This is a genomic window from Nakamurella lactea DSM 19367, from assembly GCF_000426645.1.
GTDB classification, from domain to species: domain Bacteria; phylum Actinomycetota; class Actinomycetes; order Mycobacteriales; family Nakamurellaceae; genus Nakamurella; species Nakamurella lactea.
Window position 1 is genome coordinate 99,301 of record NZ_AUFT01000015.1, and the last position, 26,598, is coordinate 125,898.

24 protein-coding genes and 4 tRNA genes are annotated in these 26,598 nt (G+C 68.9%); 13 read left to right on the plus strand and 15 right to left on the minus strand.

Annotated elements, in window-relative coordinates:
* Window positions 1–67 precede the first annotated feature (67 nt).
* The 7 genes from K340_RS0114825 to K340_RS30300 form a co-directional block, all read right to left on the minus strand.
* Window positions 68–1,165, minus strand: coding sequence for an NUDIX hydrolase (locus tag K340_RS0114825; RefSeq protein ID WP_029137291.1), 1,098 nt, complete (start codon window positions 1,163–1,165; stop codon window positions 68–70).
* A gap of 67 nt (window positions 1,166–1,232) precedes the next feature.
* Window positions 1,233–2,363 carry a glycosyltransferase family 4 protein gene (locus tag K340_RS0114830; protein WP_029137292.1) on the minus strand — a complete coding sequence of 377 codons (1,131 nt, stop codon included), beginning with the start codon at window positions 2,361–2,363 and terminating at the stop codon, window positions 1,233–1,235.
* A complete protein-coding gene (locus K340_RS30290) occupies window positions 2,360–3,331 on the minus strand; it encodes a phosphatidylinositol mannoside acyltransferase (RefSeq protein WP_051266396.1) in 972 nt (323 codons plus the stop codon). The genes K340_RS0114830 and K340_RS30290 overlap by 4 nt, the downstream gene beginning before the upstream one ends.
* Window positions 3,328–3,987, minus strand: coding sequence for a phosphatidylinositol phosphate synthase (pgsA, locus tag K340_RS0114840; RefSeq protein WP_029137293.1), 660 nt, complete (start codon window positions 3,985–3,987; stop codon window positions 3,328–3,330). The genes K340_RS30290 and pgsA overlap by 4 nt, the downstream gene beginning before the upstream one ends.
* Before the next feature lie 6 nt (window positions 3,988–3,993).
* Window positions 3,994–4,557 (minus strand): HIT family protein, encoded by a 564-nt coding sequence (locus K340_RS0114845; RefSeq protein WP_037364852.1) that lies wholly within the window; start codon window positions 4,555–4,557, stop codon window positions 3,994–3,996.
* Complete coding sequence (gene thrS / locus K340_RS30295) at window positions 4,554–6,680, minus strand: threonine--tRNA ligase (protein ID WP_084614487.1); 2,127 nt, start codon at window positions 6,678–6,680, stop codon at window positions 4,554–4,556. The genes K340_RS0114845 and thrS overlap by 4 nt, the downstream gene beginning before the upstream one ends.
* Window positions 6,681–6,736: 56 nt before the next feature.
* A complete protein-coding gene (locus K340_RS30300; RefSeq protein WP_051266464.1) occupies window positions 6,737–8,035 on the minus strand; it encodes a low temperature requirement protein A in 1,299 nt (432 codons plus the stop codon).
* 170 nt (window positions 8,036–8,205) lie between these two features.
* Here K340_RS30300 and K340_RS36260 point away from each other — a divergent pair, with 170 nt between their 5' ends.
* The 10 genes from K340_RS36260 (at window position 8,206) to K340_RS0114905 (ending at window position 18,136) form a co-directional block, all read left to right on the plus strand.
* A complete protein-coding gene (locus K340_RS36260; protein ID WP_029137295.1) occupies window positions 8,206–9,120 on the plus strand; it encodes an acyltransferase domain-containing protein in 915 nt (304 codons plus the stop codon).
* Between the two features lie 73 nt (window positions 9,121–9,193).
* On the plus strand, window positions 9,194–9,799 hold the full coding sequence (locus tag K340_RS35210) for a TetR family transcriptional regulator (RefSeq protein WP_211229450.1): 606 nt from the start codon (window positions 9,194–9,196) through the stop codon (window positions 9,797–9,799).
* A gap of 83 nt (window positions 9,800–9,882) precedes the next feature.
* Window positions 9,883–11,640: an MDR family MFS transporter gene (locus tag K340_RS30310; RefSeq protein WP_084614489.1), complete on the plus strand. Its 1,758-nt coding sequence runs from the start codon at window positions 9,883–9,885 to the stop codon at window positions 11,638–11,640.
* Between the two features lie 10 nt (window positions 11,641–11,650).
* Window positions 11,651–12,121 carry a hypothetical protein gene (locus tag K340_RS0114875; RefSeq protein WP_029137296.1) on the plus strand — a complete coding sequence of 157 codons (471 nt, stop codon included), beginning with the start codon at window positions 11,651–11,653 and terminating at the stop codon, window positions 12,119–12,121.
* Window positions 12,122–12,226: 105 nt separating this feature from the next.
* Window positions 12,227–13,084, plus strand: a complete 858-nt coding sequence (locus K340_RS34380) for a hypothetical protein (RefSeq protein WP_029137297.1) — start codon at window positions 12,227–12,229, stop codon at window positions 13,082–13,084.
* Window positions 13,085–13,164: 80 nt separating this feature from the next.
* Window positions 13,165–13,944: a MerR family transcriptional regulator gene (locus K340_RS0114885; protein WP_037364862.1), complete on the plus strand. Its 780-nt coding sequence runs from the start codon at window positions 13,165–13,167 to the stop codon at window positions 13,942–13,944.
* 123 nt (window positions 13,945–14,067) lie between these two features.
* Window positions 14,068–15,855: an aminotransferase class V-fold PLP-dependent enzyme gene (locus K340_RS30325; RefSeq protein ID WP_051266400.1), complete on the plus strand. Its 1,788-nt coding sequence runs from the start codon at window positions 14,068–14,070 to the stop codon at window positions 15,853–15,855.
* A 109-nt stretch (window positions 15,856–15,964) separates the two neighbouring features.
* Entirely contained in the window at window positions 15,965–16,549 is a 585-nt protein-coding gene (locus K340_RS0114895; protein WP_029137299.1) for a dihydrofolate reductase family protein, read from the plus strand.
* 9 nt (window positions 16,550–16,558) lie between these two features.
* Window positions 16,559–16,903, plus strand: coding sequence for a YciI family protein (locus K340_RS0114900; protein ID WP_029137300.1), 345 nt, complete (start codon window positions 16,559–16,561; stop codon window positions 16,901–16,903).
* A 33-nt stretch (window positions 16,904–16,936) separates the two neighbouring features.
* On the plus strand, window positions 16,937–18,136 hold the full coding sequence (locus K340_RS0114905; RefSeq protein ID WP_029137301.1) for an RNA polymerase sigma factor: 1,200 nt from the start codon (window positions 16,937–16,939) through the stop codon (window positions 18,134–18,136).
* Here the strand turns inward: K340_RS0114905 and K340_RS30330 are convergent.
* Complete coding sequence (locus K340_RS30330) at window positions 18,078–19,406, minus strand: RNA polymerase sigma factor (RefSeq protein WP_051266402.1); 1,329 nt, start codon at window positions 19,404–19,406, stop codon at window positions 18,078–18,080. The genes K340_RS0114905 and K340_RS30330 overlap by 59 nt on opposite strands.
* A complete protein-coding gene (locus K340_RS0114915) occupies window positions 19,403–19,753 on the minus strand; it encodes a YciI family protein (protein ID WP_029137302.1) in 351 nt (116 codons plus the stop codon). Before K340_RS0114915 ends, K340_RS30330 begins: the two co-directional genes overlap by 4 nt.
* Window positions 19,754–19,961: 208 nt before the next feature.
* Between K340_RS0114915 and K340_RS0114920 the strand changes: the two genes are divergently transcribed.
* Together K340_RS0114920 and K340_RS0114925 are read left to right on the plus strand one after the other, a co-directional pair.
* Window positions 19,962–20,180 carry a hypothetical protein gene (locus tag K340_RS0114920; RefSeq protein WP_029137303.1) on the plus strand — a complete coding sequence of 73 codons (219 nt, stop codon included), beginning with the start codon at window positions 19,962–19,964 and terminating at the stop codon, window positions 20,178–20,180.
* Between the two features lie 147 nt (window positions 20,181–20,327).
* On the plus strand, window positions 20,328–22,898 hold the full coding sequence (locus tag K340_RS0114925) for a LuxR C-terminal-related transcriptional regulator (RefSeq protein WP_029137304.1): 2,571 nt from the start codon (window positions 20,328–20,330) through the stop codon (window positions 22,896–22,898).
* Between the two features lie 56 nt (window positions 22,899–22,954).
* On the opposite strand, the gene K340_RS0114930 is transcribed toward K340_RS0114925, so the two are convergent.
* The 6 genes from K340_RS0114930 to K340_RS30335 form a co-directional block, all read right to left on the minus strand.
* Window positions 22,955–23,533 carry a dihydrofolate reductase family protein gene (locus K340_RS0114930; protein WP_029137305.1) on the minus strand — a complete coding sequence of 193 codons (579 nt, stop codon included), beginning with the start codon at window positions 23,531–23,533 and terminating at the stop codon, window positions 22,955–22,957.
* A gap of 100 nt (window positions 23,534–23,633) precedes the next feature.
* Entirely contained in the window at window positions 23,634–24,638 is a 1,005-nt protein-coding gene (locus K340_RS0114935) for a sigma-70 family RNA polymerase sigma factor (protein WP_037364867.1), read from the minus strand.
* A gap of 187 nt (window positions 24,639–24,825) precedes the next feature.
* Window positions 24,826–24,900 (minus strand) — tRNA-Val (locus K340_RS0114940).
* 29 nt (window positions 24,901–24,929) lie between these two features.
* Window positions 24,930–25,000 (minus strand) — tRNA-Cys (locus tag K340_RS0114945).
* Between the two features lie 44 nt (window positions 25,001–25,044).
* Window positions 25,045–25,117: transfer RNA gene (locus tag K340_RS0114950), tRNA-Gly, on the minus strand.
* An 84-nt stretch (window positions 25,118–25,201) separates the two neighbouring features.
* The gene (locus K340_RS30335) at window positions 25,202–25,642 is read right to left on the minus strand and encodes an SsgA family sporulation/cell division regulator (RefSeq protein ID WP_154674276.1); all 441 of its coding nucleotides are present in this window, start codon (window positions 25,640–25,642) and stop codon (window positions 25,202–25,204) included.
* 261 nt (window positions 25,643–25,903) lie between these two features.
* Here K340_RS30335 and K340_RS0114960 point away from each other — a divergent pair.
* Window positions 25,904–25,978: transfer RNA gene (locus K340_RS0114960), tRNA-Val, on the plus strand.
* Window positions 25,979–26,598: the final 620 nt, after the last annotated feature.

The window sequence follows — 26,598 nt, forward strand, 5'->3', positions numbered from 1 at the left end:
TGTCCCTCGGCGTGTCAGTTCCCGACCGGAATTCCCGAACTGCCTCCGGTCCGGGGCCCACCGTAGGTCAATCGATGGCCGCAGGGGTGGAGGTACGGACCATCGTCGGCAGCATGTCGGCGACCTCCCCCAGCCGGGCCGGCAGCTCCACCGGGTACACGATCTCGCCGGACTCGACGAGCTCGGCGGCGCTCCACCAGCGGTGGCCGTCGACGGTGTTGCATTCCAGCTCGGTGAATCCGGAGATGTCGATGTCGACCTGGCCGCCGGGCAACCGCAGGGTGAAGAATGTCTCCTCGGAGAACAGCAACTCCCCCATGAACTCGAACTGCACCTTGCGGATCCAGATCGGCCCGCCGAGTTCGGCCGGCTCGACCACGATGCCGGTCTCCTCGCGCAATTCGCGCACCGCGCAGGCCAGTTCGTCCTCGCCCGGTTCGGTGCCGCCCCCGGGGGTCACCCAGAAGCCGGACTCGCCCGGCCGCCCGGGGTCGGTCCCGTGGAACAGCAGCACCCGGCCGGCCTCGTCGAGCACCACGACCCGGCCGGACCGCCGGACGCCGCTGATCGGGTCGATGGTCTGCGGGTCGACTCCCGGCCCGGAAACCGGACCGGTGGACAGCGGTGACGACCCATCGGGCTGCCTGTTGCCGGCGACGCTGGTCTTGCGCAGATCGACGGTCGGGTACTCCGTCACCTGGAAGTACTCGGGCATCGCGGCGCTGCCGGCCAACCGGAACAGCCGGGTGAACCACGCCTCCCGCAATGCCCTGGTGTCGCGGACGGCGTCGTTGTAGAAGCGCTTGGCCAGGGTCATCCGCTCCTGCGCATCGTCGAGTTCGCCGTGCAGGTCGGCCGGTACCGTCGGCGGCAGCTCGGCCAGTGCGTGGGACAGTTCGTTCTCGGCGGCCGCCCGCCTGGCCCGGTCCGCGTCGTCGGCCTGCCGGGCGATGCCGCGCAGCAGCGCCGCCCGCTCCGGCGGCAGGCCGCCGGCGGCGGCCACCGCCCTGGCCGCCACCACCCGGCGGGACAGGGCGCCCTCCAGTGCCGCCCAGGCGGCCTCGGTACGAACGTGCAGCCGGTCGAGTCGGTTGGCCGTGAGCCACAGTCGCAATGCCGCGATCAGCAACAACACGACGACTACGGCGATAATGGTCGTCGTCATCCTGAAAGGATGGCATGGACCGGCGACGTCCGGATCCAACGGCGACGTCAGGATCCAACAGCCGGGGTCAGTCCACTTCCACCACGTGCCGCGGATCGGCGGCGATCACCGTCTCGTAGACCTTGACCACGGTCCTGGCCACCGTCTTCCAGTCGTAGGCCGCGACCACCTCCCGGCCGTGCTCGGCCAACGCCTGTGCCTTGTCGGGCTGGTCGAGCAGGTCGGCCAGGCCGGCGGCCAGGCCGGCAGAGTCGCCCACCGGGGTGAGCAGCCCGGCGCTGCCGCCGTCGAGCACGCTGGCGAAGGCGTCCAGGTCGCTGGCCACCACCGGCGTCCCTGCGCTCATCGCCTCGGTGAGGATGATGCCGAAGCTCTCGCCGCCGGTGTTCGGCGCACAGTAGACATCCACCGAGCGCAGCAGCCTGGCCTTCTCCGCATCGCTCACCCTGCCCAGGTTCACCAGGTGCGGCGCCACCAGCGGCCCGGCAGCCTTGATGAGGTCGTCGTGGTCACCGCTGCCGGCCACCAGCAGTTGCAGGTCGGGATGACGGGGCAGCAGCCGCCGCACCGCCTGCAGCAGGATCGTCATCCCCTTGCGCGGTTCGTCGAACCGGCCGACGAAACCGATGGTGCCGCCGGGCCTGGGATACCCGGGCAGCGGTTCGGCATTGGCGAAGAAGTCGACGTCCACCCCGTTCGGAATGATCACCGCGTCGCCGTCCAGGTGCTCGACCTGGACCTGCCTGGCCAGTTCGCTGACGGCGATCCGACCGGTGATCTTCTCCAGGAAAGGTTGCAGCACCGGCTGGAACGCGGCCAGCATCCGCGACCGCGGGTTCGAGGTGTGGAAGGTGGCGACGATCGGCCCATCGGCGACCATGGTGGCCAGCAACGACAGGCTGGGTGCCACCGGCTCGTGCACGTGCAGCACGTCGAAATCGGCCGCCCTGATCCACCGCCGCACCCTGGCATAGGACACCGGGCCGAAGGCCAGCCTGGCCACCGAGCCGTTGTAGGGAATGCCGACGCTGCGGCCGGCCGGCACGACGAAATCCGGATAGTCACCGTCGTCATCGCCGGGGGCGAGCACCGAGACCTCGTGGCCCATCCCGATGAGAGTCCTCGCCAGGTCGGCGACATGTGCCTGGACGCCGCCGGGAATGTCCAGCGAGTACGGGCAGACCAGCCCGACCCTCACGAGAGCTCTCCGAGCTCACTCGCGACGGCGCCACGGGTTCGTCCGGTCGGCGAGGTCTGCTCCGGAGTTGCCCGCAGATCGGCGGTCCACAGTGGCTGCATCATGTGCCAGTCTGCCGGATACTCGGCGATGGCCGCTTGGAATATGTCGGCCATCGCCTGGGTGGCGCCGGCGACCTTGTCCCGCAGGCGGACCCCGGTCGGCTCCACCGGGGGAAAGACCCGCTGCCGCCACCCCGTTCCGTCGTAACTGAGGTGGACCGGGCACAGCGCCGCACCGGTCAGCGATGCGAGCATGGCCGGCCCGGGCGGCATCCTGGTCCGTTCACCGAAGAAGTCGACGTCGATCCCGCTCCGGGACAGGTCGCGGTCGGCCAGCAGACAGACGATGCCGCCGGCGTTCAGCCGGTCCTTGAGGATCCCGGACACCGAGGCGCCGGCGCCGGTGAGCGGCAGCACCTCCATTCCCAACGACTCCCGGAAATCGACGAACCGGCGGAACAACGACTCCGGCTCCAGCCGTTCGGCGACCGTCGTCATCGCGCCGTGCAACCGGCAGATCATCAGGCCGGCGATGTCCCAGTTTCCGCTGTGCGGCAGCGCCAGAATCACCCCGCGGCCCTGCTCCCTGGCCAGTTCAAGGTGCTCCAGCCCGGTGGTGCCGGCCACCGCCCTGCGGTGCACCTCGTCCAGGTCCATCGATTCCAGCCGCAGGGTCTCCTTCCAATACCGGGCGTAGGAGCGGACGGCCTCGTGCACCACGGCCGAGAGTGTCTCCGGGGTAGCCGCCTCGCCCAGCACCCGGGCGAGATTCTTCGCCAGCTGGATCACCGGAGGTCCCTGCCGCCGGAAGATCCGGTCGGCCGCGGCCCGGAAAACGGTGTCGGCGACCGGTTCCGGCAGCAGTTGGGCCGCTCGCCAGCCGACCGTCAGGCCGGTGCCGACCAGCCGGTCTCGGCCGCTGGTCACGGCTGCTGGCCAGGTGCCCGGTCCGGTGCCGGACCAGTGGCCGCGGTCGATTCCCGGTCCAGGTAGGCCTTCCGCACCTGCAGCAGTCGCTGCACCACGGTGGCGGCGCTGGCCGCGGCCAGGATCCACAGCAGGATCGCCAGGACGTGCGGGATGCCCATGCCGGCGAGACCCGTGCCGAAGAGCGCCAACAGGTTTCGTTCGGCACGTTCGGCCAGTGCGCCGCCGATCTTCAGGTTCACCGAGTCGGCCCTGGCCTTGACGTAGGAAATGACCTGCGCGGTGACCAGGCAGATCAGCGCGGCCACGCCGATCTCCGGTGCGTCGCCCCTGGTGAAGCAGTAGTAGGCGATGGCGCCGAACACGGCGCCATCGGCGATCCGGTCGCAGGTGGCATCCAGCACCACGCCGAAGTCGGTGCCGTGCCCGCGGGCTCTGGCCATCGCGCCGTCGATCAGGTCGAACAGCACGAAGGCGGTGATCACCAGGGTGCCGGCGAGTAGGTGCCCGAGCGGGAACAGCACGACGGCGCCGATCACCACCCCGGCGGTGCCGATCAGGGTGACGGCATCCGGCGTCAGCCCGATCCGCAGGAACGCGCGGCCGATCGGGTCGACCACCTTGGACACCGCGGAGCGGGCAACGGAATTGAGCATCTGCGGCTACCAGGCCTTGGCGAGTTGGTCGCGGGTCTCACCGAGCAGCTGCGGCAACACCTTGGTGTGACCGACCACCGGCATGAAGTTGGCGTCGCCGGACCACCGCGGCACCACGTGCTGGTGCAGGTGCGGCGCGATTCCGGCGCCGCCGGCAGCACCGACGTTGATCCCGATGTTGAAGCCGTCCGGCGCCGACACCGAACGGATCACGGTCAGTGCCCGCCTGGTGAAGTCGGAGAACTCGGCCAGCTCGGCGGCGTCGAGATCGGTGTAGTCCGGGATGTGCCGGTAGGGCACCAGCATCAGGTGACCGGGGTTGTACGGATACAGATTGAGCACCGCGTACACCCGCTGGCCGCGGGCGACGATCAGCGCCTCGGCATCCGGCAGGGACGGGATCTGGCAGAACGGGCAGGCCCTGCCGGCATCGGTGGCGGCCGGCGCCGGGTCGGCGGCACCGCCCTGGATGTACGCCAACCGGTGCGGGGTCCACAGCCTGGCGAACCCGTCGGGTTCGCCGATTCCCTGCTGCGGCACCAGTTCAGGCTTTGCCGGATCGTCCGTCACCCGCGGTGTTGTCCTTCGGCCGCCGGACCGTCCGCCGCGTCAGACGCGGTGGCCGCGGTGGCCGCGAGCGCGTCGAACGCCTCTGCGGTCGGCTCGCGGTTCTCCCGGCGCGCCACCCAGTCGACGATTGCGTCGACGGCAGCGGCGACCGGGATCCCGTTGATCTGGCCGCCGTCGCGGAACCTGAAGGACACCGCCGCTGCTTCGACGTCCTTGGCGCCGGCGAGCAGCTGGAACGGGATCTTCTGCGTGGTGTGGGTACGGATCTTCTTCTGCATCCGCTCGTCCGAGTGATCGACATCCACCCGGATTCCCTTGCCGCGCAGCAGCTCCGCCACCGAGTCGAGGTGTTCGGCGAACTGCTCGGCGACCGGGATGCCGACCACCTGCACCGGCGCCAGCCAGGCCGGGAACGCTCCGGCGTAGTGCTCGGTGAGCACCCCGATGAAGCGCTCGATGGAGCCGAACTTCGCCGAATGGATCATCACCGGTTGTTTCCGGGTGCCATCGGCCGCCTGGTAGGTCAGGTCGAAACCCTGCGGCTGGTTGAAGTCGTACTGCACGGTCGACATCTGCCAGGTCCGGCCGATCGCGTCCCGCGCCTGCACCGAGATCTTCGGCCCGTAGTAGGCGGCGCCGCCCGGATCGGGCACCAGCTCGAGACCGGATTCGCGGGCCACCGACTCCAGCAACGCGGTCGCATCCGCCCACTGCTCGTCGCTGCCGATGAACTTGTTCGAGGTGTCGTCCCTGGTCGACAGCTCCAGGTAGAAGTCGTCGAGACCGAAGTCCCGCAGCAGACTCAACACGAAATTGAGCAGCTTCTTGACCTCGTCGCCGGCCTGTTCGTGCGCGCAGTAGCTGTGCGAGTCGTCCTGCGTCATCCCGCGGACCCTGGTCAGTCCGTGCACCACGCCGGACAGCTCGTTGCGGTAGACGCTGCCGAACTCGAACAGCCGCAGCGGCAGCTCACGGTACGAACGGTTGCGGGAGCGGTAGATCAGGTTGTGCATCGGGCAGTTCATCGCCTTGAGGTAGTACCGGCTGCCCTCCATCTCCATCGGCGGGAACATGCCGTCGGCGTAGTACGGCAGGTGCCCGGAGAGATGGAACAGCCCCTCCTTGGAGATGTGCGGGGTGTTGACGAAGTCGAAACCCTCGTCGATGTGCCGCTGCCGGACGTAACCCTCCAACTCGCGGCGCAGGATTCCGCCTTTCGGATGGAAGACCACCAGGCCGGAGCCCAGCTCGTCCGGGAAGCTGAAGAGGTCGAGCTCGACGCCCAGCTTGCGGTGGTCGCGGCGCTCGGCCTCGGCGAGTCGCTCCAGATGGGCGTCGAGGGCTTCCTGCGACTCCCAGGCGGTTCCGTAGATCCGCTGCAGGTCGGCGTTGTTCTGATCACCCCGCCAGTACGCCGCCGACGAGCGGGTCAACGTGAACGCCGGGATGTATTTGGTCGTTGGCAGGTGCGGTCCGCGGCACAGGTCGCTCCAGACCGTCTCCCCGGTGTGCGCGTGCACGTTGTCGTAGATGGTCAGGTCGGCGCCGCCGACCTCCACCGAGCTGGCGTCGTCCTCCGCAGTGTCCGCCGAAGCGGCGTCGGCCTCGGTGCTGTCGGTGCCCTTGAGGTCGATCAGCTCGAGCTTGTACGGCTCGCCGGCCAGCTCCGCCCGCGCCTGCTCCCTGGAGTCGAACACCCTGCGGGAGAACCGCTGCCCGGACTTGATGATCTTGTTCATCCGCTTCTCGAGGGCGACCAGATCCTCGGGGGTGAACGGCGTTTCGACATCGAAGTCGTAGTAGAAGCCGTCGCGGATCGGCGGCCCGATACCGAGCTTGGCCTCCGGGAACTGCTGTTGCACCGCCTGGGCAAGCACGTGCGCGGTCGAGTGCCTGATCACACTGCGGCCGTCGTCGGTGTCGGCCGCCACCGGTTCGACCTCGGCGTCGGACTCGGGTGTCCAGGCCAGGTCGCGGAGCCGTCCGTCGGCGTCCCTGACCACGACGATCGCCTGCGGGCCGGTCCGCGGCAGCCCGGCCTCCCCGATCGCGGCCGAGGCGGTAGTGCCCGCCGGCACCCTCACGCTGGCAGGCGCGGTGGGCTGGGCTGCGGGCACGGACACGACTGGCTCCTGTTCGACATGCGGCCTGCAGGGGCGCAGGTCGCGGTTCGGTCAGCCTAGCGGGGCGCCGGGCGAGGTTCTGCCGCCGCCGGGCGATCGGCCACCCCGCTCCGAAGCCGTTCGAGCACCCGCTCCTGATGGGCATGGCCGACCGTTTCGTACCCGACGACGGTCACCGCGGGTGCCAGCGCCAGCAGCAACAGACAGATCGGCAGCGGCACACCGGTGGTGGCCAGCAGCACCGCGAGTGCCAGCACGACGACGGTGCCGCCGAGCAGCAGCAGATGGAACCGGTCGAACTGTCCCACCAGGTAGGTGTACAGCCCGTACAGCGCAACGGTGAACACGGCCACCGGGACCGCAACCGCCAGCACCGCAGCGCTGACGCCGACGTGCGCCTCGGCCGCCGCGGCCCCGCCCGCCGCCGCCTCGCCCGCGGCGGTTGGCTGCTCCATCTGCAGGGCGGCAACGTGCAGCCCGGCGCCGGTCGCGGCGATCGCCGCGAACACCAGGATCTGGCCATAGCCCCAGACGAAGCCCTTGCCGCGGGCCACCTGCAGCGCCTCCCCGGACGGCAGGGTGAAGTACGACCACCACATGCCCAGCGTCAGCCCGATCCCGGCCAGGCCCACCGACGCGACCTCCCAGGTCCAGCCGTGCTCGACCTCGATCACCGCGGACAGCGCGGCAGCGGCGCCGACGACGCCCTCACCGAGCGCGATGATCGCCAGCGCGCTGTACCGGTCGGCGATGTGCTCGGCGTGCCACGGGGTCGGTTGCCGGCGTTCGGCGATCACCGGCCCGAGTCCCTCCACGATGTCCAGCGCCAGTGCGCACAGCAGCAGCGGGAGCACCGTGATGTCCAGGAATATCAGTGTTACCCAACCGATCTGGGCCGCCACGATGGCGACCACGTAGGTGAGGGCGGCCCGCCGGTTCGCCGGGCATTGTCGGGCGGCTCGCAGCCACTGGACGACCATCGCGATCCGCATCACCACGTAACCGATCACGATGCCGGTGATGTTGAGATGCGCGCCGGCGACCAATGAGCTGAACAGCGGCGGAATGCCCAGCGCCAGAATCAGCACGCCGACCATCTGCACCATGGTGACGATCCGGTAGAGCCAGTCGTCGGTGTCGAAGGCGGAGGCGAACCAGGAGAAATTGATCCAGGCCCAGCAGGTGGCGAACATGGCGACCGCGAAGCCGATCAACCCGGCGCCGACGTGACCGGTGACGATGGTGTGCGCCAGCTCGTTGCCGGCGAACCCGAAGGCGACCACGAAGGTCAGGTCGAACAGCAGCTCGAGCGGCGTGGCCACCCGGTGCTGCTCATCGGTGCGGCGACCGGACATCCGGATCAGCCGGTGCGTGCCGGCCGGCCGCGACGGCGCAACCGGTGGTGCTGTTTCAGGCATCTGGTCATCTTGCCGGGATCGGGGAGGATTCGGCCGCGACTACCCGGCGGTTTCTCGCCCGATCAGCGACGGGCGGTCGGCGGACGGACGGATGACACACTGCTGAGGTGTCCGACCTACCGCTGCCCACCGGCACCGACCTGGCCGAACGGCTGGCCGAGCTGACCGTGCCGTACGACGCCATCGCCGCCGCGCTGTCCGTGGCCGACCGGCTGGACACCGACCGACGAGAGTTCCTGCGGGCGGCAGCTTCGAGGGTGCGGGACGGGATGGGAGCGGGGCTCGAGGACTTCGACCTGCCGCTGCCGCCGGCCGGCACCGAGTTCGGCCGGCTCGGCTACCTGATCTGCTACGCGGCGCTGCTCCCGTCGATCCGTGACCTGCATCGCCGGTTCGGCGTGCCCGACCGCATCGGACGGGCCACCCTCGCCGACCTCGGCCGCCAGGCCTACGTCTTCGGGAAGCGATACGGCACACCGGGTTTCGACAAGCAGAACTGGCTGACGCTGCACTTCACCGGCCGGCTTTACCAGCTTGGCAGACTGCAGTTCGAACGCTTCTCGGCGGGCGCGGATGTCGCCGCATCGGCCGGCGCCGCAGGCCTGTCCGTGCAGCAGGGCGATCCAGTGCTGTTCGTGCACATCCCCCGGTTCCTCGGTGGGCTCACACCGGCCGCCTGCGACGCGTCGATCCGGGCCGCGCGGGACTTCTTCGCCGCACATTTTCCCGACGAGCGGCATCCGATCGCCGTCTGTGCCTCCTGGCTGTTGGATCCGCAGCTGACCGGGTATCTGGACGAGCGGTCCAACATCGTGGCGTTCCAACGCCGGTTCACCCTCGCCGGCCCGCCACGGGTGGATGACGTCTCGGCGCTGGAATTCACCTTCGACGAGCCCGACCGTCCCCTCGACGAGCTGCCCAGGACGTCCCGCCTGGAACGCGCGATCGCCGACGTGCTCGCGGCCGGCGGGCATTGGCACAGCGCCACCGGCTGGTTCCGCTGGCAGCATCCCGGTAGCTGAGGCCCGTCGCTGTGCGCAGGGACACAGCGGAGAATATTTGCACTCCAATCGCCAGAGTGCAAGACTGCACTTTGTGATCGATAGTGCAATCGCGACCCCTGAGCGCGGTCTTCGCGAGACCAAACGCCGCGAGACCGGCCACCGGATAGCGCTGGCCGCCCTCCGGTTGACCGCCGAACACGGCTTCGACGGCTTCACCGTCGACGAACTGGCGGCCAGCGCCGGGGTCTCCCGCCGCACCTTCTTCAACTACTTCCCGACCAAGGAAGATGCGTTGTTCAACGACCCGGAGACGCCGAGCGCCGAGCTCCGGGCCCGGTTCCTGTCCGGAGGACCGAGCGGCAACCTGATCGAAGATCTGGTCGCGCTGCTGATCGACAGCACGCCGGACGGTCTCGACGTGGAACGGCTTCGGTTGTTCCGGCAGATCGTCGAGACCGAACACCGGCTGATCACGCTGTTCCGCAAGCGGATCGCCGCCCGTTCCGAGGAACTCGCCGAGCTGGTCGCCGAACGCGAGCACCTCGACCGGACTGCTCCACGGGTCCAACTCGCGGTCGACCTGGTGGGCTCGGTGACCGGCCGCAGCTTCCAGCGGTTCGCCGACGAGCACAACGGTGCATCGTTCGCCGATCTGATGGCGCAGAACCTGTCCATCGCCAGGGATCTGCTCGGCTGAGCGGTTCGTCACCGGAATCGCGCCGCGCCCTTTCTTTCCAGTCCGTCACCTCTCCATCACCCGAACTCTGCCAAGGATCTGTCATGACCACCGCTGTCTCCCCCGCCGGCCCCGTGTCGGTGAACAAGGATGCGCCGATGCTGCTGGACAAGCGCCGCATCTGGATCATCTTCTCCGCGCTGCTCGCCGGCATGCTGCTGTCCAGCCTGGACCAGACCATCGTCTCGACCGCGTTGCCGACCATCGTCGGCAAGCTCGGTGGCGTCGAGCATCAGGCCTGGGTCACCACCGCGTACCTGCTGGCCACCACTCTGGTGATGCCGATCTACGGCAAGCTCGGCGATGTGCTCGGCCGCCGCCGGCTGTTCCTGTTCGCGATCGCCATCTTCACCCTCGGCTCGGCCGGCGCCGCCTTCTCCGGCAGCTTCTGGACGTTCATCATCTCCCGGGCCGTCCAGGGCCTCGGCGGTGGCGGCATGATGATCCTGTCCCAGGCGATCATCGCCGACATCGTGCCGGCCAAGGACCGCGGCAAGTACATGGGCCCGCTCGGCGCGCTGTTCGGCATCTCGGCGGTGGCCGGCCCGCTGCTCGGCGGGCTGTTCGTCGACCACCTCACCTGGGAATGGTGCTTCTACATCAACCTGCCGATCGGCGTGATCGCCTTTGCCGTCGCCTATTTCGCGCTGAAGCTGCCGAACAAGCGGCCGGCGCACCGGATCGACTACGCGGGCATCGTGGCGCTGTCGCTGGCCACCACCGGCTTGATCTTCTTCACCGACTTCGGCGGCAACGAAAACTTCGGCTGGGGCAGCCCGGTCACCTGGCTGATCTTCGCCGGGATGTTCATCGCGGCGCTGGCGTTCATCGCCATCGAGCGGCGGGCGGCCGATCCGGTGATCCCGCTGTCGCTGTTCCGCAGCCGGATCTTCGTCAATGCCACCGCGATCGGCTTCGTGTTGGGGCTGGGCATGTTCGCCGCGCTGGCCTTCTTGCCGACCTTCCTGCAGATGTCCTCAGGCACCTCGGCCGCGGCCTCCGGGCTGCTGATGCTGCCGTTGATGGGTGGCCTGATGATCACTGCGATCGGCAGCGGTATCGCGATCAGCCGGACCGGCAGGTACCGGATGTACCCGATCGTCGGGTCCGCCATCACTGCGGTGGCGCTGATCTGGATGACGACGCTGGCGGCCGACACGCCGATCTGGCTGGTCTGCGTGATGATGTTCATCTTCGGCCTCGGCCTGGGGTGCATCATGCAGGTGATCGTGCTGATCGTGCAGAACTCGGTGGGCGCCAAGGACATCGGTTCCGCAACCAGCACGAACAACTACTTCCGAGAGGTCGGCGCATCGCTCGGTGTGGCCATCTTCGGCTCGATCTTCACCACGAACCTGGCGACCAAGTTGCAGCAGGTGTTCGTCGATGCCGGAGCGTCGCCGGAGCAGGCCGGCGCCGCCGGCGCCTCGCTGGATCCGTCCGCACTCAAGACGCTGCCGCAACCGGTCCGCGATGGCATCGTGACCGCCTACGCAGATTCGCTGGCGCCGGTGTTCTGGTACCTGGTGCCGTTCGTGCTGATCGCGTTGGTGCTGGCCTTCTTCATCAAGGAGATCCCGCTGTCCGACGTGTCCGGCATGGTCGCCAGAGGCGAGGCGGTCACCTCGCTGGACGACCTCGACGATCCGGCGGCGACCGCAGCCGCCGCCGCGGGTGTCGGGGTCTCGTCGGATCCGGACGCCGTTCTCACCGGAGTGGCCCCGGACGGCCGTTCGCAGCCGGGGCGTGGGGAGCCGGGGCGGGGGGAGCCGGGGCCCGGCGCACCGGCACCGACCGACTAACGTCGGTCCGATGAGCAGACTCGACGAGGTGGGCGAACGGGACGGCTGGCGGTGTTGGCTGTGCGACGAGCCCGTCGATCCGCAGAAGTCGGTGAACGATGCCCGCGGGCCGAGCGTCGACAGCCTCCAGTCCGATGCCAAGTCGCGCAAGGCGACCAAGGGCAGGGGCGGCGATCAGGATGCCGGCGAGCGGCTGGCGCATCGCGCCTGCAACACCCGCAAGGGTGCAGTGAAACCGGTGGTCCCGTGGCCGACACGGCTGTTCGTCTCCGATCCGGCGCCGCTGATCGCGGTGGCGGATCGGTTGGGCCGCAAGGGCGGACGCGAGGTGGTGGCCCGTTGCCCCAGCCGCGACGATGCCCGGCAGACCGCCGACTGGCTGGTCGACCGGTTCTCCCGACTGGCGCCGCAGCTCGACGTCGACACCGACATCACTCCCGGCGGCGGACAGTTCCTGGTGGCGCTGGTCGCTTCCCGGTAGCCGCCGGCCGGCCGGTGTCGCTGCCGCCGACTGTCGGTGGACCCGGTCAGACTGACAGGGCCGATGGTAGGAACACACCGAACGAACCGTGAAGGGATCCCAGCGATGCCGCGTACCAACCCCGGGCTGACGGACGAGCAGGTTGCGAAGCTCCGGACCGCCGCCGCCGGCCCCCGGAAGCCACGGGTGACGTTGCTGGACACCCAGTTCGGGGCCGACGCCACCGGGCAGGTGGTCACGGTCGGCGACCCGGCCACCGACGGCGACGACTTCATCACCGTCCGGGTCAGGATCGGCGGCGTCGCCGACACCCTCACCTTCGGCCCTGGCGAACTCGCGGTGCCGACCCGGGCGGGCAAGGCCGCCCCGAAGGCCAAGCGGGTCCCCCCGACGGCGCCGACCAGGCAGCCGGCGGCACCGAAGCCGACCGTTGCCGCACCGACCCCGGCCACGCCCGCACCGGCCGCTACCGCACCGGCCGCCACCACCCGGCCCCCGGCGTCTGCCACCCAGCCCCCGGCGACTGCCACCCAGCCGGCGGCCGCCGGCGTCCCGACCGGATCGACGACCCGGCCCACCCGGCAAGCCGTCCGTCAGCCGAAAGCCGTTGCTGCACCGTCGGTCCCGGCTGCTGCTCGTCCGCAGCGTTCAGCGGCCGCCCGGCGACGCGCACCCGCCCAGGTCACCGTCACGGTGACCTCGTCCGGGCATTCCTGGACGATGGCGGCAACCCGCGGCGGCCGGTCGCTGGTCAAATCGGCGCCGGTTCCTGCCGGCGTGATCACGGCGGCCGTCGAGCTGTTCGACGACGCCGCGCTGCGCGAGGCGGTCGCCGAGATCAACGATGTGGCGCTGAGCGAGGCTCAGGAGCGCGCCGACCAACTGCGCGAGGAACTGGCGAAGGTCGAATCCCTGCTCAAGTCGCACCAGCGGCCCGCGCGGCAGCCAGGTCGGCGTTCTTGACGCCGACGCCTGACCTCACCGCTTGACGTGACCAGTCACCGCTTGACCCTCACATCGTGTGAGGCTGCATCGTGGTCGGTATGACGACGACGGAATTCACCGTTGGTGCCCTGGCGGAGCTGTCCGGAGTGTCGGTCCGGCGGCTGCACCACTACGACGAGATCGGGCTGCTGGTGCCAACGGCCCGCAGCTCGGCCGGCTATCGGCTCTATTCGCCGGACGATCTGCAGCGCCTGCAGCGGATCCTGTTCTACCGGGAGCTGGGATTCGAACTGGCGGCGATCGCCACCATCCTGTCCGATCCAGCCACCACTGCGGAGGAACACCTGCAGCGCCAGCACGGGCTACTGACCGAGTCAATCGCCCGCCGCAGGGCCATGCTGGCGCTGATCGAGCGGGAGCTGTCCGCCCGCAGGATGGGGATCTCGTTGACCGCGCAGGAACGCCTCGAGGTGTTCGGCGGCACCCGGCTCGAGGACCATGCGGATCGCGCGGAACAGCAGTGGGGCGGCGACAGCGAGCAGTGGTCGCAGCGGCAGCAGCGCACCGCGCGGTACACCAAGCAGGATTGGCTTGCGCTGCGTTCCGAGCAGGCTGACATCCATCAGCGGCTGCTGGACGCGATGTGCGCCGGCATCCCGCCCGACGACAGCACGGTCACCGATCTGGCCGAGGAGCATCGGCGGCACCTGGAACGCTGGCACCACGACTGCGACTATTCGGTGCACCGCCGGCTCGCAGAGGCCTACCGCAACAACGAGCGAATCGGCCGCAACTTCGACGATATGGCGCCGGGGCTGTCCCGGTATATCCACGATGCGATCGTCGCCAACTGTGAGCTGAGGCGACCAAAGATCTGAACGGCGCTGCCGCGACCGTTGGATGCCACGTTCTGCCCCGGCAATCTACCCATTTGGCCGATTCCGGCCCACACTGTCAGTGAACAGTTCCTCCGATCCTTCGAGGGGTGGGCATCGTCAGCCATGGTCGACAGCGTCGTCAACCGATCCGGCAGCGCAACCGGGACCGAACGCGAGACCGACCCCGAGCCGCCGATCATCAAGCGGATCCGGGAAGCGGTGATCGGCGACGACCAGCCGATGTGGGGCCCGTACGGTCCCCGGCGGGTGACGTACGCCGACTACACCGCGTCCGGCCGCAGTCTGACCTTCATCGAGGACTTCATCCGAGCCGAGGTACTCCCCCGGTACGCCAATACACACACCGAGTCGAGTGGGACCGGCCTGCAGACCACCAGGCTGCGGGAGGACGCCCGACGGATCATCCGGGACGCGCTCGGCGGTGACGACGAGGTCGGCGTCATCTTCTGCGGGTCCGGCTCGACCGGGGCGATCGACAAGATGGTCGGCATTCTCGGGCTGCGGATCCCGTCGGCTCTCGAGGATCGGCACCGGCTGAGCCGGCACATCGCGCCGCAGGAACGGCCGGTGGTCTTCATCGGCCCGTTCGAGCACCACTCCAACGAACTGCCTTGGCGGGAGTCGATCGCCGACGTGGTGACGATCGGCGAGGACGCCGACGGCCGGATCGACATCGACGCGCTGGAACGCGAACTCGACGCCTACGCCGATCGGCCGCTGTTGATCGGGTCCTTCTCGGCGGCCTCCAACGTGACCGGCATCGTGTCGGACACCTCCCGGATCTCGTCGGTGCTGCACGCGCACGGGGCACTGTCGCTGTGGGACTGCGCGGCTGCCGCGCCGTACACCAGGATCCGGATGGGGCGGCCCGGCGGCGACGACGAACACGGGCCGGGCGACTACAAGGACGCGGTGTTCATCTCGCCGCACAAGTTCATCGGCGGGCCGGGGACACCCGGGGTGTTGGCGGTGCGCACAGAGCTGCTGAGCCAACGGGTTCCGGTGGTGCCCGGTGGGGGCACGGTGATGTTCGTCAACTCCGACGAGCATCGATATGTCCAGGACCGGGTGCATCGGGAGGAGGGCGGAACCCCGGCGATCATCGAATCGATCCGCGCCGGACTGGTGTTCCAACTGCAGCAGGCTGTCGGGATCGAGCGGATCCGGGAACGCGAGGCCGGCTTCCTGGCCAGGGCCGTCACTTCGTGGAAAGAGCACCCGAACATCAACATTCTCGGAAACCTGGACGCCGAAAGGCTTTCCATCGTGTCCTTCACCGTCCGCAGTCCGGGCGGCCGGTTCCTGCACCACAACCTGGTGGTGGCGCTGCTCAACGACGTGTTCGGCATCCAAGCCCGCGGCGGCTGCTCCTGCGCGGGTCCGTACGGACATCGGCTGCTGGGCATCGACCTGGCGCAGTCACACGAGTTCGAGGACGAGATCGTCGGCGGCTGCGAGGGAATCAAGCCCGGCTGGGTGCGGGTCAACTTCAACTATTTCCTGTCGGAGGCGGTGTTCGACTACATCGTGCAGGCGGTCGAGCTGATCGCCGACGAGGGCTGGCGGCTGGCCGGCGACTACCTGTTCGATCCGACCAGCGGGCTCTGGCGGCACCGGAACGGACCTGTGGAGCCGCCGCTGCGACTGGCACAACTCGGCTACGACACCGAAGGCCGCCTCAGCTATCCCCGTCACTCGGACCGGGCCACCGAATCCGCGCTCGCCAGCTATCTGCTGCAGGCCCGGCACCTGTTCGACCGGCAGGTCGCGCCGGCCGAGGACGAGCCGCTCGGCGCCCGGGTGTCGGCCAGCTTCGAACACCTGCGCTGGTTCGAGTTGTCCGGCCGCTCGCTGGCCGACGACGAGGAGCCAGCCCCCGGCAACCGGTGAGCGTGGGAGCCCGGGATCCCTTCCGACCCGATGTCGATCCGGGCCACCACCGTTCGTGTAGGTGTCGACGGCCGCGAAACGGTGGCCTCCTTGACGGAAGGAATTCGGCATGCGCACGATCAGCGTCACCATGAACCTCACCCTGGACGGAGTCGTCCAGGGGCCGGGCCGCGCCGACGAGGACACTCGCGGCGGGTTCCGGTACGGCGGCTGGGGCGGGCGGTATCAGGACGAGGTGATGGCCAGCGAGATGTCCGACGGCATGGGCCGCCCCGGCTCGATGCTGTTCGGTCGCCGCACCTGGCAGGATTTCATCACGGCCTGGGCGGGCCGGCAGGACCCGAACCCGTTCACCGGATACCTGAACGCCGTCACCAAGTATGTCGCGTCGAGCACGCTCCGGGACAGCGACGCCTGGCAGAACTCGATCCTGCTGCCGGGTGACGCGGTCGAATCGGTGGCCGCCCTGAAGGCGAGTCCGGGCGACGACCTGGCGATCGTCGGGAGCGCATCGATGGTCCGCAGTCTGCACGCCGCGGGCCTGATCGATCGGTACACCCTGCTGATCCATCCGCTGACCCTGGGCGCCGGCGCGGGTATGTTCGACGACCGGGCGCCGCTCACCGAATTCACCTTGACCCACAGCGTCACCACCACCAAGGGCGTCCTGATCGCCCAGTACGACCGCCGTTGAAGGAGCACCGTGCCGAACTATCTGCTCGCCATCCAGCAGCCCGACGGCCCGGCGCCGGACCAACAGACGATGTCCCGGATCGTCTCCGAACTCCGTGCGCTCAACCAGGAGTTGCGGGACAGCGGCTCGTGGGTCTTCACCGGTGGCCTGCTGCCGGCGGACACCGCGACCGTGGTCCGGCCGGACGCGATGATCACCGACGGTCCGTACGCCGAGGGCAAGGAGCACATCGGCGGGATCTGGGTGATCACTGCACCGGATCTCGACGTGGCGTTGGGCTGGGCCCGTAAGGCCGCGGCCGCAACGACTCTGCCGATCGAGGTCCGACCGTTCCGGGACGCCGAGCCGTTCTGACCGCGAGCGGGCCGGGATGACGGGGATGACGGGATGACGGCGGACGAGATCGCCGCGGTCTTCCGCGCCGAGTACGGCCGGGCGGTCTCGGTGCTGATCCGTCAGCTCGGCGACATCGGCCTGGCCGAGGACGTGGTCGCGGACGCGTTCGCCGCCGCCGTCCAGCGGTGGCCGGAGCAGGGCCGGCCGGCCAGCCCGGCAGGCTGGATCATCCGCACCGCCCGCAATCGCGCGATCGATCATCTGCGCCGGGAGTCGGTGCGGGAACGCAAGTATGCCGACCTGACCCGCCTCGATGAGCCGGCCGGCCCGATCGAGGAGGATGCCGTGCCGGACGAGCGGTTGCGGCTGATCTTCACCTGCTGCCATCCCGCGCTGAACCGGCCGGCGCAGGTCGCGCTCACCCTGCGGCTGCTCGGCGGGCTCAGCACCCCGGAGATCGCCCGCGCGTTCCTGGTTCCCGAGACGACCATGGCGCAGCGGATCGTCAGGGCAAAGGCCAAGATCGCCGGCGCCCACATCCCCTACCGGGTGCCCGACCAGGCGGAACTGCCGGACAGGTTGGACGCAGTGCTCGCGGTGGTCTATCTGATCTACAACGAGGGGTACACCGTCACCGCCGGTGACGATCTCGGCCGCGACGATCTGGCCACCGAGGCGATCCGGCTCGCCCGGATGCTGGTGCAACTGATGCCGGACGAGCCCGAGGCTGCCGGCCTGCTGGCACTGATGCTGCTCGGCCAGGGCCGCCGGCGCGCCCGGACCGACCGGGGCGGCGCGTTGGTACGGCTGGCCGATCAGGACCGTTCCCGGTGGGACGCGGACCTGATCCAGGAAGGCCGCTCGATCGTCCGCGAGTGCTTGCGCCGCAACCGACCCGGCCGCTACCAGCTGCAGGCCGCGATCAACGCCGTGCACACCGATCCGGTGACCGACTGGGCGCAGGTGCTCGCGCTCTACGACCGGCTGACGAGGCTCGATCCTGGGCCGGTGGTGGCCCTGAACCGGGCGGTGGCCGTCGCCGAGGTCGAGGGTGCCGCGTCAGCCCTGGCACTGGTGGACGGCATCGCCGGGCTCGATCGCTTTCACGTCTTCCACGCCGTACGGGCCGATCTGTTGAGTCGGCTCGGTCGCCCGGGCCAAGCCCGCGCGGCCTACGACCGGGCGATCGAACTCACCGCGAACCAGGTGGAGCGGACGTACCTGGATCAGCGTCGGTCGGAGTTGCCGTGACCTCCGCGGTGGCGGCGAGTCGTCCCGCGAGAAAGGCACGTTCGGCACCGTTGGTCGTCAGCTGCAGTGCCTGCCGGTACGCGATGGCAGCCTCGTGATCGCGCCCGAGGCGGCTCAGCAGGTCGCCCTTGACCGCCGGAAGGTACTGGTACGCAGGGAGACTCCCGTCCTGCTCGATGCGCTCGATCTCGACCAGGGCGGTCTGCGGACCGGCGACCATGGCCAGCGGCACCGCACGGTTCAGGGCCACCACCGGTGACGGCCACACCACCAGCAGCGCGTCGTACATCGCGACGATCTGTGACCAGTCGGTCTGTTCGTACGACGGTGCCTGCGCGTACAGCGACGCGATAGCCGCCTGCAGCAGGTACCGTCCCGGCCGATCGTTGCGCAGCCCGGCGACGATCAGGTCGTGCGCCTCGGCTATCGCCGTCCGGTCCCAGCGCGATCGGTCCTGGTCCTGCAGCCTGACCAGCCGACCGGCGGCGTCCACCCGGGTCGCCCGGCGGGCGTCGGTGACCAGCAACAGCGCCAGCAGGCCGCGGACCTCAGGTTCGTCCGGCATCAGGTCCCCGAGGGTCCGGGCCAGTTGCAGGGCCCGCTCGACCAGGTCGGTGCGCAGCAGGTCCGCTCCCGACGGTGCCGTGTGTCCGGTGCTGAACAGCAGATGGATCACCCCGAGAACGGCGCGTAGCCGATCCGGCAGTTCGGCCGTATGTGGTATCCGGTAAGGAATTCGAGCTCCGGCGATCTTGCGTTTGGCCCTGGTGATCCTGGCGGCCATCGTCGCTTCCGGGACCAGGAACGCCCGGGCGATGTCGGGCGTCGAGATCCCACACATCAGCCGCAGGGTGAGCGCGATCTGTCCGTCCTGGGGCAACGCCGGATGGCAGCAGGTGAAGATCAGCCGGAGCCGGTCGTCCGGTATGGCGGCCTGCGGGTCCTCGTTGGCTGACGACCGTTCATCCATCGCACTGTCCTCGACCGATTCGGTGGGCTCCACCAGCAGCGGCAGCTTGGCGCGGAGGGCGCGCTCACGGCGGATTGCGTCCACCGCGCGTCGCCTGGCCGTGGTGGTCAGCCAGGCGGCAGGGTTCTTCGGGATCCCGTCCCGTGCCCAGCTGGTCAGCGCCGAGGAGTACGCCTCCTGCACGCACTCCTCGGCTAGGCCGAGATCGCCGGCAACCCGCACCGTTGCGGCGAGCACCAGAGCCCACACGCGACGGTGCGCGTCGGCGATCGCTGCCCGGACACCTTCGGGGTCCGTCATCCCGCGGTGGCCACCGGCCCGCCGCCGGCAACCGGCCGGACCTCGACTCCCCCGCCCTGCTGGCATACCGGGTTCCGCCTGGCCAGTGCCAACGCGGCATCCAGATCCGGGGCGTCGAGGAGGTAGAAACCGGCGACGATCTCCTTGGTGTCCAGGAACGGGCCGTCGGTGACCGTGTCACCGTGCACCGAGGTCGCCAGCGCACGCGGGGTCAGGGCATAGGCCGCCCGCAAGGCGCCGGACCGCTCCAGTTCCTCGGCGTGCCGCTGGTGGGCGTCGGACTCGTCGGTGGGGTGCGCGAAGTCGGCGGAATCGTTCGCGTACAGCAGGACTGCGTACTGAGCCATGGGAGGGTCCCTTCGAGGGTGTCGGTTGGTTGATACACCCCTACGTCGTACGCCGGGCCCGAATTCGACACCAATCGCAGAAGTTTCCTCGGAGGCCCGCGGACACCGGAGTCACCCATCTGGGACGATCCGCGGTCCGGATGCCGGGCGAAGACTGGGAACCTCATCGACCTCTGGGTCCACCAGAGGGAGCCCGGCGGGAGCAGCGATGCGGTATCTGATCGAACTGGGGAGCCCGGTCTCCGACATCGCGCTGGCGGCATTCCCCGAATTCGAGCGCGTTCGCAACGATCGCGCCCGTGCGGTGATAACCGGTCCGGTCGTGGACCAATCCGATCTGTTCACGGTGATCGCACGGATTCAGACGCTCGGCCTCACACTCTGCCGGATCGAGCGGATCGACACCGCGGACGGCGCTGCGGGGTGACAGCCGGGCGGGATCGTTAACATCAACGCTGACCTGGATCGGATCAACGGCGCTGGGGGTTGCATGGGCAGCGACAACACCGGTCTCCGCCCGGCGCCCAGCAGCGGCGTTCATCGATGGCGTCCGCCTGCGGTCGCGTCCAGTCTGGTGACCAGGCCACGACTGGGGCACCTCAAGGGTTTCGCGCAGAGCCCGGTGTCGTTGGTGTGTGCGCCTGCCGGGTACGGAAAGACCACCTTCGTCGCCGAGTGGGCGCATGGCCCCGACGTGGACGGACGAGTTGCCTGGGTATCGCTGGACGACGGACACAACGAGACGTTCCGCTTCTGGATGGACGTCATCAGGGCGGTCGCCAGCGTCTCCACCGGTGACGTCGCCGAGGTGCTCGGCCGGCTCCGGCCGCCCCGGCAAGCCAGCGAGTCGGCGTTCATCAGCGTGCTGGCCGAGGCGGTCGGCACCATCCCCGGGACGCGTTGGCTGGTCCTGGACGACGTCCACCAGTTGCGTGAGCCGCAGTTGATTGCCGACCTCGACCGGATGCTCACGGCCCGCACCGAGGCGCTGCGTTTCGTGTTGGTGGGACGAACGGATCCCAGTTTCGCGACCGCACGACTTCGTGTTTCCGGTGAGCTGAGCGAGATTCGCGCACCGGAGCTGGCTTTCGATCTCGCCGAGTCCGAGGTGTTGCTCTCCCAACTCGGGATCGCGCTCGACGCAACTGATCTGGCCGACCTCCAGGCCCGTACGGAAGGGTGGGCGGCCGGCCTGCGACTTGCCGCCGTTTCCCTGGCGGACTCCACCGACCAGCATGCCGCGGTGTCGTCGTTCGCCGGAGACGACCGGGCCGTCGCCGATTACCTGTTCGGCGAGGTCTTCCGGCAACTGGCACCACGAACGCGTGACTTCCTGATGGCGACCTGTGTCCCCGAGGTGCTGACTGTCTCACTGGCCCATGAGCTTTCGGCACGACGCGATGCCGGAGCTGTGCTCGACCAACTGTGCCAGGCCAACGCGTTGGTGCTGGAATCCGGCAGGAAGCTCAGCTATCGCTATCACGGTCTGCTCCGTGGTTACCTGATGGCCGCGCTGGCCCGCCGGGATCCCGAGGCCCTGGCTGCGCAGCATCGACGCGTTGCCCAGTGGCTCGTCGACCACGGTCGACAGCGCGAGGGCCTGATCATCGCGCTGTCGGGAGCCGACGCCGGGACCGTCACCGAGATCGCCGAGGTCTGCGGTCCGGCCCTGATCCTCGATGGCCAAGCCGAACTGGTACTGCGCGCCGTCCGGCACATCGACAACCGGGCGAACTGGCCCGCCGGTGCGGCGCTGGGCGCGCTGGCCGCCCTGGCCGCGCTGGAACTGGGCCAGTTGGCCGTCGCCGACGAGTTTCTGGCTATTGCCAGATCGCAGGACCACGCCGCTCCGATCGTCAACCGGCTTGTCGGGGTCGCCGGCGTCCAGCGTGCTCTCCTCGGCGGGGACGTCCCGGCCGAGCTCGAGGGCACCAAGATCACCGAGTGGGAGCTGAGCGGGGATCCTGACGTCGACCTGCTGGTGCTGAGCTATCGGGGCTCAGCACGGATGCGCCTGGGCGAGTACGAGCAGGCCGTCACCGACCTAGAACGGTCGCTGCAGCTCGCCGAGGCCGGCGGCCACGACGAGATGGCCCTGTGGATCCTCTCCCAGCTCTCCGGCGTCACCGGGTCCGCCTGCGACTTCACCGCGATGAAAGCCTGGTCCGACAAGGCCATCGACTTCGCCCGACCGCGCGGGTGGGCCGACTCGCCGCGGCTGGCCTACGCCTATCTGCTGGCGGCCTGGACCGGCTTCCAGACCGGCCAGACCGGCGAGCAGAAGTACTTCGCCGAACGCGCGATCCACTGCTTGGACCCGGTGACCAATGTCGAAGTCGCGTTGGGCGTGCGGAGCATGGCTGCGCTGGCGAAGTTCGAGTCGGCCGCCGGCCGGGAGCGGCACGACGCCGCACGGTTGTTCCACGAGTTGTGGCAGGACTCGACCACAGACCAGGTCTCACCCGCGTTGAACAGTTTCGCGACGCCGCAAGAGGTGCGGCTGGCGCTCAGCGTCGGGGAACACCGCTGGGCGGAGGAGGCGGTCCGGAGGGTCGAGCGCCAACTGCCGCACAGCGCCGAGAGCCTCACCCTGCTTGCCACCCTCCAGGCGGCCCGCGGACGGGAGAGCGAGGCGCTCCAGAGCCTGCGCCTCGCCAGGTCTTCCGGCGTTGAGGTACATGTGCGCACCACCCTGGTGGCGGCCGATGTGTTGGCCTGGCGCCTCCACCACCACCGCGGCGACGCGGCCCTGGCCCACCAGTCGCTCGAGCAGGCCCTGGACTGGGCCGCGCCGCGCAATTATCGCCGTCCGTTCCTGGAGGTGGCCGACCAGATCCAGAATGAACTCTGGGCCGGACTGGGCCGGTATGGTCGCGCCGAGCCATTCGTCGAGCACCTGCGTGCACAGATGGCCGACGGTCAGGAAGCCACCACCCGCCGCATGCCCGCACCCATCGTGCTGACCGTGCGTGAGCAGGAACTACTCAAGGACCTGTCGTCCCTGCTCGCCATCGCGGAGATCGCAACCGCGCGAATGATCAGCGTCAATACCGTCAAGACCCATGTCGCCAGCATCTACCGCAAACTTGGTGTGCCGAACCGCCGCGAGGCCGTCATGGAGGCAGCCCGCATCGGCCTGCTCTGACCGGACCCGCCATCGCACCCGGGCGCCGTCGGCCAGACCCTTCGTCCGGTCGATGATCAGCCGGTCCGGACCACCTGGTAAGTGAGGTGGGTGAGGTTGTCGCCGACGGCTCGACTCCCCGAGCGACGCAGGGTTCGGCTGCCGTTCGTCGGCGCGAACAACCGCTCGCCGGCGCCGGTGACGACCGGGAACACGGTGAGCCGGATCTCGTCGACCAGGTCGTTCGCCAGCAAGGTGTGCACCAACTGTCGACTGGCATAGACCACGATCTCTCCGTCAATCTCCGCCGCGATATTCGAAATCTCCTGCAGTACATCCCCTTTCAGCACCGTCGCGTTCTGCCAGACCGGCGCGGTGATCGTGGCGGACACGACGTACTTGGGCAGCCCGTTGAGCCGTACCGCCCAGTCGCTGGTCTGCGTGTTCCACCGATCACCGAAGTAGGCGTCGCTGCGACGACCGAGCAGTAAGGCCGAAGCGCGCAGCGCCTCGTCGTACTGCACCTCGGCCCAACCCCGGCGGTCGTCGACGGTCATCTGCTCGAACCATCCGCCGTAGCTGGAACCCTCCTCACCGGTCGGGTCCTGGACGACGCCGTCGAGGGTGACGTTCTGGCTGATGACGATCTTTCCCATTTGGGCTCTCCTTGTTCGCGGTGACTGGTGCCAACTGGACAGACACCGCGCCGGCGCGAAACTGATCAGTCGGCCGACCGCGTTGTCGACCGGCAGGCGATTACTGCGCGGGCAGGGACTGCGGCAGGCCGAACCAGGCGAAGTCGCCGGTCTCGAACCGGGTGAGGGCACGAATGCGGTCACCGGACAGCGCAGCAGCGAACAGACCGGTCGCCCGATAGTCGCCCTCCGGAGTCAGGACATACGCGCCGAAGGCGGGCTGACCGTTGGCGCGGGTAGGGATCAGGCGGTACCGACGGGTCGGCATCAGCAGCAACTCGAAGAAGCGGTTGGCCGGCTCGCGGCCGAGGTACTCCAGCGGCAGCGGCGGCATCGAGATGAAGATGTCGTCGGTGAAAAGCTCGACCAGCGCGGCGATGTCCGCCGACTGGTAGGCCCGAACGAACCTGGCGACGATCGCCTCCTCGGCCGGCGAGCCGGCCGCGGGCGAATCCTGGTGGCGCAGCTCTTCTCGTTCGTCGTGCATCCTCCTCCGGGCGCGGGACAGCGCGCTGTTGACGGACGGCACGGTGGTGTCGAGCATGCCGGCGACCTCGTCCGCGTGGAACCCGAGGACGTCACGCAGGATCAGCACCGCGAGCTGGCGCGGCGGCAGCGCTTGCAGCGCGGCGACGAACGCCAGTGAGATCGACTCGGTTTGTTCGTATCGGGCCTCCGGGCCGACCGGCACGTTGAGTGCACCCTCGAGCAGTGAATCCGGATACGGCCCGAGCCATGGGATCTCCCCGAGCCGGGTCGGCTCCGGTGGCTGGACCCCGGGAATGTCCCACGCCTTCGCCGGACGTCGGCGCAACGCCCGCACCGCATTCAGGCAGGTGTTCGTCGCGATCCGGTACAGCCAGGTGCGGATCGACGCCCGCTCGCCGAACCCGCCGAGGCCCTGCCAAGCGGCCACCAGCGTGTCCTGCACTGCGTCCTCGGCGTCCTGCACCGAGCCCAGCATCCGGTAGCAGTGCACGTGCAGTTCGCGGCGATACGGCTCGGTCAACGCGCGAAACGCCTCGCCGTCGCCGGTTCGCGCCCGCGAGATCAGATCAGCGGTCACCGCAGCCAGCTCTCCCGGGTCGCACGAATGTTGTACCCATTGTCGTACGGACACCGCACGGCCGCCGGACTGAGCGCGCTGACTGGCGGACCAGCCGTCTTCGGCAGTGCCGGTATCCGGTAACGCCGCCCGGCCCGCACATGCAACGAGGCCCCCGACAGCGTTTCCGCTGGCAGGGGCCTCATTGTGGTGGGCGATACTGGGATTGAACCAGTGACCTCTTCCGTGTCAGGGAAGCGCTCTCCCGCTGAGCTAATCGCCCGTATGTGGCCGGTGGATCGCCACATGCCGAGGTGGGAACGGGATTCGAACCCGTGTACACGGCTTTGCAGGCCGTTGCCTCGCCTCTCGGCCATCCCACCGAGTCGAGAGCCCCGGCACTACTTGGTACAACTAGGGCCCACCGAGCGGACGACGGGATTCGAACCCGCGACCCCAACCTTGGCAAGGTTGTGCGCTACCAACTGCGCCACGTCCGCACATCGCGGCGAGGTTCCTCGCCGTGCTGCCCAACTCTATCCGAGGATTCGGTCGGCAACCAAACCGGCTGCTCCGGGTATCAATCAGTGCCCGTTGCTGTCCTGACCGGTGAGCATCGCCAGGTCGGCGAGCTCGGCGTCCAGCGAGAAGTAGCGATCCTCCTCGCCGAGCGGAACGGCCGCCTCGATCGCGTCGGCGTAGCCAGTGAGCGCCGTCGTGTCGGCCAGGAGCTGCGCCTCACCGTCCGGCGAGTGCAACTCGATCACCACACCCTCGTGGATCGGGTAGATCTGGATGTCGCCCTGGCCGGCCGGCAGTCGCACGCCCTGGATCAGCAGTTCGCGGGCGAACACCCACTCGACGGAGGGCGACTCGGCCAGGCTCAGCGAGAGGCGGACGCTGAACGGCTCGTTGGTGAAGTACCGCAGCTCCGCCTCGACGAAGGGGGTGTCCGGGTCCGAGACCAACGACATCGTCGTGTCCGCGTCGACCAGTCGTGGGGCCGAAATCGCTGAACGGAACATGCTCGAGTCCTCCAACTCTGTGGCGCCCTCCGGCTAGGAGGTCGTCGATCAGGTGCTTCGCTGGAGGGGACGTGGCGGATCGGTGCCGGTCACGCGGGTCCGGCAGTATTCACTCGTTCGGCCTAACAATCGGGCGAAATACGGACTCGACCGCCATTCGCCGGAAGGCTGCGGCCGGCGGCGCCACGACTGTCGATGACCTCGGCGACGATCGGGTAAAGTAACCGGTGCACTCGGCCCCAGCGGCCGGGAGCACATCCCGGGCGATTAGCTCAGCGGGAGAGCGCTTCGTTCACACCGAAGAGGTCACTGGTTCGATCCCAGTATCGCCCACCACTTCGACCAGCGGAAACGCCGGTCAGCAGCGTTGAATATCACCCGCGCCGCTCACATCCAGTCAGGCACTTGTTCCCGGGACCGGCTGCACCCAACGCCTGCCGCATCCACGTCCAGCCGATGACGTAACGGACGAGCCCGACGGCGCACCGAAGTCAGGGCCGGTCCGCGACGTCGGGTCGGTTGTGCTGAACAGCCGGTTGATCCCGACAAGGAGCTGTCGGCGGCGTGCCGCCGGGACCTATGGTCGCGAATCGATCGTCATCGCCGAACGGCGCGACCCGGGCGCCGATGGCCCGGAGTCCCCTGGTCTCCCGACCCAGTGGGCCAGTTGACCGGCCACCCAATCGCCGCGCCGAGCCATCACGCCGAGTCCCTATCGGAATGCCGTTCGCCGGAAGACTTCCGTACCGCGGCATCGCGTCCCAAACAACCGAGAATCTCGCTCTTGCGCGCGGCCGCACTGCGGGATACCTTTCCGGCAAGCTGCCCGGAAAGCCAAAGAATCAATCGCCGAACGCTTGACCGCAATATGGCTGAGCGTTACTTTCCCCTACCACCAATTGGGGGAAGGCTCCGATCCCGGACCAGAGTCGTCGGCCTTTTCCGTCGCCTTACAG